The sequence below is a fragment of the Pseudoalteromonas luteoviolacea genome (assembly GCF_021654285.1).
In the GTDB taxonomy this organism is placed as follows: domain Bacteria; phylum Pseudomonadota; class Gammaproteobacteria; order Enterobacterales; family Alteromonadaceae; genus Pseudoalteromonas; species Pseudoalteromonas luteoviolacea_J.
Window position 1 is genome coordinate 177,400 of sequence record NZ_JAKFZS010000012.1, and the last position, 7,202, is coordinate 184,601.

Sequence of the window (7,202 nt, forward strand, 5' to 3'; positions counted from 1 at the left end):
CCACAATAAAAAGCCCGATGTGCTCGCATTATAATGGGCTTAGTTATGCATCATTTATCAATGATACTGAGCAGTCAAACTTACGAACCTGTAAGACAGGTGTAGTTGTGTCATCTATTTTAACCAGTGCGCTTTGTAATCAAAATATGGAGCTATCTGCACAATAATTCAGATAACTCCGTGTCTTAGTTGTTTAATCCTAACAATCAGCTTCTAAAGCCTATTAATATAAATGCTTCAGCTCTGTTGGTACTTTAGAGGTGATATTGGCGATGCGCTCAGCTTTTGCATCTATGCCAACGAAGGTAGTTGTATCATTGCCTGGTACGCACAGTGTTGTGGTTATGGGGCCTGTTGTTTGGTTTGCTTGCGTAAAGTTAACGCGAGCAATGCTAGATGAGGTTGTATTGAGTACAGCTAAATTCATACAACCTGCCATCATAGGAAACTTAACACCGGTTTGATAGGTACTCGCTGGCACGCGTGCAATTTCAAATCCCGCGTTGTTGGCATTTTTGGTCGTTTGCATACTTGCTCTGCCGTAATTGCTGACTTGCAAAGATGAACGGCCATATACATTGAGTGTTGAAGACGGCTTCTCATTATTTATGTAGTAAAAGTGTACATTACTCGATGGAATTAAAACGGTTGAACTTGTCTCTTGTGGGTTAACATACATCCAGCTAGAGATCTGCTGAATAGATCCGTTAATTGATGCTCTTCCCCAGTGAATATTTGAGAGTGTGACTGCGCCGTTCATGTTTTCGATTGTACAAGAGTCTTGATGATACAAGATAATGCATCGACCGCCGTTAGTTTGGTATTGATAGTCGAGTAGTATGTCGAATGTGAATCCATTTTGCCCCATGATTGGCATAGGCACTGAGTGGGTTACACCATCAGTTGTAGCGGCCAATTTGAATGTAATATCTTGTTTTGCATATGCGCTTAGGCTAAAAGCTAAGCTGGCTAGCGTTAAACTCGTTAGCGTTTTTCTGATTTTCATTTTTTTGTCCTTAAAGTGATTGAAGCTTTAATCGTTAAGTTATGGAATGTTTTATAAATCGCGTAACGTTCCTTTATCTGGAAAATGGGATGTTATGTTTCTGGGTTGTTTTTTTCAAGTTAAAGTATTGTGTATTTCCCGTGTGCATGACGCATTTCAAATTGTTTCTCTCGAGTGCACGATGAACAGGGTCTCAATGGCGCTTAGTTACCGAGTTAAAGTCCTAACTGTTTGGGTTCGTGTAATCAATTCTTTAGTCACATTCATTCATGTGTTTTTGGTTCTTAAAGAATAAATGGCTACACCTCTGCAGCGGGCTTCTGTGGGGATGATATTTTAATGCTGTACTTTATTTATACAGGCGCGTTTATTTTTATGGAAGTCTTTGCTGCATATAATTGTTGAAAATCTATATAGGGGGAGGTGTAAAGTAAGCTATGTGTTTTATTTAGTTCAATAATCAAACTGTAGCTTCAGTATTTATTGTGTTTTTAACATTGTTTTTATCATTAAAGTCTAATTTTCATATGGGAACAAATAAATAACAGCTAAGTAACGTAAATTTACTTTTGATGAGTGGATTTTTATAAAAACGCTATGAAACTTCAAAGGTTAATTTTTCATCTTATTTATGGTTATATATTTCAATGGGTTAGAATTTCAATTAGAATTTAATATGAAATAAAATAGTATATTGTAGCGGGTTTATTTTAAATCATATGATCATTTAAATTTTTTATTCTAAAGGTTAAAACCTTTGGTTATTTTTATATATCTATATAAAACAATGGCTTAATCTAGCTTTGTCGAGGGTTTAGCTATGTTGAATTGATTTCTTAGGTGTTTATTGTAGTGTTGACTGAACGCCCGTTCATTTAATACCTTGTAAATGCGCATTAGCGTTAAACAAAATAATAAAAAGGTAATTAAAATGAAAACAACCATAAAAGCTTTAACACTTCTTGCTGGTACTTTCTTTGCTAGTTCTGCGATGTCTGCTGAACTTGTATGTGATGTATATCCAAAAGGTCATACAACTAATCATACATGGGGCAATGGTACTTCACACTGTGATGGTTTTGATATGTCTTTCGGTAATTCTACATCAGGACGTTTTTACTTAAAGAATGTGACTAAGCCTATTAGAGAAGTTCAGTGGAGTGGTTCTGCTCGCTGTAGTGGTGGTACTAGCTGTAATGTGACTATTCGTTCTTACGCTGGCGCTTCGGCATCTGCATTGATCTTATATAAAGATGGTACTTGGGAGAGAACAAATACCGCTTATGCGACTTATGAAACCGGATTTTAATTTGTGCGCAGTTAGCCTAGCTAATAAGGTTTTAATTGACTAAACCAAGTTGGTCTTGGGCTTTATACTTAGGGGCAGTTGAAAAAAGCTAGCCCCTAAACTTGAACTGATGACATTTAAATGAGTAATTAACTGATTATCAGGTAAAAACTTTTAGGTGCTATTAAGCTCTAAAATCACTCTCTAGCTCTGATTAAACCGAAAGTTGGGTTTAGTTTCATTCCTTAACATTATAAATCCCATTTTAAGTTAAGTTTTCGTAGTGCTTTTTGTTTGCTCTGGTAATACAAACTCTATTATTTGCTCGTCTGATCTAGGAAAAATATATGCTGACCGTTGTTTCCGCCATCCTTGTTTTTCATAGAAGCCACTTTTCCCCAGTGCCGCAGTGAGCATGGTTGTATCATATGAACTTAAGCACTTTTCCAGATGATCAAGTATAATTGCACCTAAACCATGTCCCTGATAATTAGGATGTATCGCGAGATCGACTACCCACGCGTAAAAACTTCCGTCATCGACTGTTCGTCCTATTCCGACCAGTTGCTCTTTGTGATAAGCGAAGTATTTAAACGTACTGTTATTAAAAGCACTTTCAAGTTTATTGGGACAACGGGCTGGCCAGCCAACTGTTTCAAATAGTGTGCATACTTGCTGCCAGTCAACATGTTTTGTTGTGGTTATAAATTGAATATCCATATTTTAGAACGCCTTAGTTCTTGTTGATTTAAAGTATAAATGTTCACGTCCTGTTAGGGTGAGTGAGGGCATAAAAATATCTTGGTAAACCCTCAAATTCCTTTAGGGCGTAAGTTTAAGCATACTTTTTCACTGTGAGCCTGAATGAACGTGGCATCCATATTTACAAGGAAAGCAGAAAAAAACAAGTTAAGAGCTTTATTATGCAGGTGTGTCTTATCTCTTAAAACTCTATCTACCACAACCATTCACCCAATAGAAAGTTTCCGGTAATTTATATTCTTGATGCGGAGTGGCGTTTTGAAACCTTGGCGGGTAGTGTAGATAAAAATTAATTAGAAGCGACACTTGTATAAATTGAAAATTATATGGATGCTGATTATAAGCATAGAGAAATGTATTCACAGTGGCCACTTGGCAAAGGCTACTCAATTGATAAGACGAGTCGCTCAGTGATGGGGTATTCTTGAGCTTGATTATTTGTTGGAATAGCACTGTTGATAGAGAGCCATTAACTGCTGCTGAATTCTCTCAGTTCGAGCTTGATAGATATAGATATAGATATAGATATGATTGAGCACATATACCCGTTGTAGCATATTCAATGAATGATGTAATAAATGCACTATATTAAGGGTTAATAACTAGGTAATTAAGCTTGATATCTACATTAAAGGTGATAGTAATATAGCTGCTTATAGATTTCACAGTTATAAAATTTCAAAAATTTAGTTTTATACATGGTGTTAACGCTGGGTTCAGTCGCCAATTGAAAAAAGCATAGTTATTGGGGTTGTGGTTTGGATTTATGTGAGATGGTTTTTTATAATTACGCTGATTTAGAGCAATTTTACACTGATTTAAGGTAGTACTTTTTAATGGGTTTTAAATTTTCTACTTTTTTATGCTTTATATGTCTTTGTTTTAGCACTTTCTGTCATGCTGATATAACGGCCCGTTTACAGGCGATTGAAGGCGGTTACCTAGAATATATTGATATTGGTAGTGGTGAATTCACGATTGTAGTTGAGTCAGGAATTGACATGGGTACGCAATATTGGTTACCTGTAATGCCCGAGCTTAAAAAGCTGAATCAACGCGTAATTATATATTCACGTGCAGGTATTGGTGGATCTACAAACAAGTCAAACGTATCATTGCGCACCTCCAATAAGCGTTTAAAGGCTTTACTTAGCGCACTTAATATACAAGATAATATTATTTTGTTGGGCCATTCTTATGGCGGGTTACATGTAAGGCAATATGCGACTGCATATTCTGAGCAGGTCAAGGGTCTGGTATTGCTTGATCCAAGTCACGAAGCATTTTTATCAGAATTAAATCATCTTAATTTTGATTGGTCACAAAGGGATAATCAAAAACTAAATAAAATAATGCACCAAAGTGCTGAATGGCAGGTCTTACAGCATCAATATACTAAAAGCACCATGTTGGACAAAGGCAAGATATCAATGATCCCGACAGTCATTGTTTCATCTAGCATGGAAGGGGAAAGCGATTGGTGGATAGGGCACAGCACCGCAGGGAAAGCTGTGTGGCGGACTTTGCACGCATCTCTTATTGTTGAGAATCCAAATTCGATGCATCTAGTGTCGAGCTCAGTTAGTCATAATATTCCACTGGATGATCCCAAGCTTGTTGTATCTGCCATTAGAATTTTAGTAGAAATGTTGTAGTGGTTTTTTGATATGCCTCTAGGCAGTTTGCCTCGTTTGCTATCAATATTAGGTGGCAGTCTGAAGAGATTTTCGTTCACAATAATTATTGACTTATACGGAATAAATATCAGTGTGAGCATTCCCCTTACACTAGCGATAAAAAATGCTCCACTTTCACCTGAATTTGGTCCCATGAAGAAATATAGCGCAAAATTATAACGTTAAAACACGAGTTTTACATTTCTTGTTTACATGATAAATCATTAGTTTTTTTGTGGTGATTTCATCTGTACCTCTAATATAAACCTAAAAGTAAATACTTAAGTATTGTTTTTTGGCTCTGGTCCTGATTGTTCTCGAAATAGGCCCTAAATTTCTTTTCCATACAAATCAGATGAGTATGCTTTTTCATCAAAATCATTTTGGAACGATGCTGAAAATAACTTTTCTTGCGTTGCGTTTTGTGTATGATTCGAACAAATATTCTACACAGAACACAGGTAGATCTTCGTTAGATTTGAGGGCAGTACTTTTGAACATCAACCGACTACTAAGCAACATAAAGGTTGCGAATAAATTACGACTAGGCACCTTAGTGGCCATTACAATTATCATAGGTATTCAGTTTTCAGCGGCTAACAAGCTAAGAGAAAACATGATCTCTGAGCGTAAAGATCAAGCGATAAATCTTGTTGAAACACTTAGCTCACAAGTAAGTGCAATCGCAAGTCTACCAAATTTGAGTGAACAAGAGCGCCAAGCTCAAGCTAAACAGCTGGTTAATAGTGCTCGCTATGCTGATTCTGGTTATTATTTTTTATTCGATACAAATGGGGACATGGTAGCGCACGCGATCAAGCCACAGCTAAATGGCTTGTCTATGACGAACCATAAAGAGGCGTTTATCTCTTTTGCATTTCGCGCATTTGTTGACAAGGTGGAAAAGCAGGGGGCGGGCTTTGTTGAATACGCTTGGCCTAAGCCTAATTCTCGAGAAGTCACCAGTAAAGTGTCTTATATCAAGCGCCAGTCTGACTGGGGCTGGGTTATCGGTACTGGTATTTACTTAACCGATATTGAAGACGCGTATAAAGATGAGCTGATATTCATCGCTTTTGAACTGCTATTTTATATTATCTTGCTAATGATTGTGTCAGGGGTGGTCGCGAAAAATATTTCTAAGCCCTTAAACAAGCTGACACGCACTATGTCATTGGTTGCAAGCCAAAAAGACTTAACCATTGAGCTGAAACATCGCGGTGAGGATGAGTTGTCTGAAATGGCAATTGCGTTCAACGCAAGTAATGCGCAGTTTAGGCAAGTAATCGACAACATCAATGTGAATACACTGTCTTTGGCTTCACATGCTGAAGAATTGTCAGCAGTCACTCAACAAATTCAATTGGGTCTTGCTCAACAAAATAGAGAGACAGAATCAGTTCAAGACAAGGTGCTTGATTTGAAAGAGTCTGCAAACAGCGTGTTCGATCAGAGTCAAAATGCTTTGGTGTTAATTGATAACGCAAGCGGGCTCACTGAGCAAGGTAAACAGCATATCGCTGATAATGCCCATCAGATTGAGCAGGTCGCACAGCGAGTTGAATCGACCTCTATGTCAGTAAAGAAACTTGAGGAGAGTTCCGCACAAATTGGTGAAGTGTTGGATGTGATACAAAAAGTTGCTGAGCAAACTAATTTGTTAGCATTAAACGCGGCGATAGAGGCAGCACGTGCGGGAGAGCAGGGCAGAGGATTTGCTGTTGTCGCTGATGAAGTCAGAACTTTAGCCATTCGTACTCATGAATCAACAGAGGATATTCAATCCATTATTGAGCAGCTACATGCTGGCGTGTCAGAAACGGTAGGCGAAATGGAAAAGTGTAAAGAATCAACTGAAAAGGGTTTGATAACGAGTAAACAGTGCGATCAAACGTTAGTGGAAATAGACAGTGCAGTGAAGCAAATTCAAAGCTTTGGTCAGGGCGTTGCAAACTCTGCGAAAGTACAGTCTGATGCAATGAATAGCATTGTTGATAATATCAATGGGATTGTGGCGGTTTCTCAACAAACTGAAGCAGGCGCAAAACATACGAACTCATCTAGCCGTCAATTGAGTGAGATGTCTCAGCAATTAAGCGAGATGGTTGGGGAGTTTGAAGTTTAAGCTTTTTGAAGTCAGGGGTAGAAGTAACAAATTGGGTTACTTTTACCTTAGTTAATATGAATAAGTCTTAACTTGTTTCTGCCTCAAAATTAGTTATGCCGATAGCTGGATTGTGACAATTTCGCACATTGAAGATTGGCGTCTCAATCGTTAACTTGTTCGATTGAAGCAACTACTCTGCTCCCCTGGATTTGGTCCGTTATTATGCCACCGATTTAACATGTTAATAAAAATTGCAATTGGTTTGTATGAATAGGCAACGCAACGCATTGCCTGTTGAACGTGTTACGGTAAAACTGGACAAGTGTCCGTAGTATTCGACAATTGGCAAGCTGATCTGCAAGC

At 37.9% G+C, this 7,202-nt stretch carries 5 protein-coding genes; 3 read left to right on the forward strand and 2 right to left on the reverse strand.

Annotated features, from left to right (window positions below):
- Positions 1–223 precede the first annotated feature (223 nt).
- On the reverse strand, positions 224–1,006 hold the full coding sequence (locus tag L1077_RS13675; RefSeq protein WP_237137334.1) for a hypothetical protein: 783 nt from the start codon (positions 1,004–1,006) through the stop codon (positions 224–226).
- Positions 1,007–1,937: 931 nt separating this feature from the next.
- Here L1077_RS13675 and L1077_RS13680 point away from each other — a divergent pair.
- On the forward strand, positions 1,938–2,315 hold the full coding sequence (locus L1077_RS13680) for a hypothetical protein (protein WP_237137335.1): 378 nt from the start codon (positions 1,938–1,940) through the stop codon (positions 2,313–2,315).
- A 249-nt stretch (positions 2,316–2,564) separates the two neighbouring features.
- Here the strand turns inward: L1077_RS13680 and L1077_RS13685 are convergent, their stop codons facing one another.
- A complete protein-coding gene (locus L1077_RS13685) occupies positions 2,565–3,014 on the reverse strand; it encodes a GNAT family N-acetyltransferase (RefSeq protein ID WP_237137336.1) in 450 nt (149 codons plus the stop codon).
- A gap of 878 nt (positions 3,015–3,892) precedes the next feature.
- On the opposite strand from L1077_RS13685, the gene L1077_RS13690 reads away from it, so the two are divergent.
- Together L1077_RS13690 and L1077_RS13695 are read left to right on the forward strand one after the other, a co-directional pair.
- On the forward strand, positions 3,893–4,711 hold the full coding sequence (locus L1077_RS13690; protein WP_237137337.1) for an alpha/beta fold hydrolase: 819 nt from the start codon (positions 3,893–3,895) through the stop codon (positions 4,709–4,711).
- A gap of 577 nt (positions 4,712–5,288) precedes the next feature.
- Positions 5,289–6,857 (forward strand): methyl-accepting chemotaxis protein, encoded by a 1,569-nt coding sequence (locus L1077_RS13695; protein WP_237137338.1) that lies wholly within the window; start codon positions 5,289–5,291, stop codon positions 6,855–6,857.
- Positions 6,858–7,202: the final 345 nt, after the last annotated feature.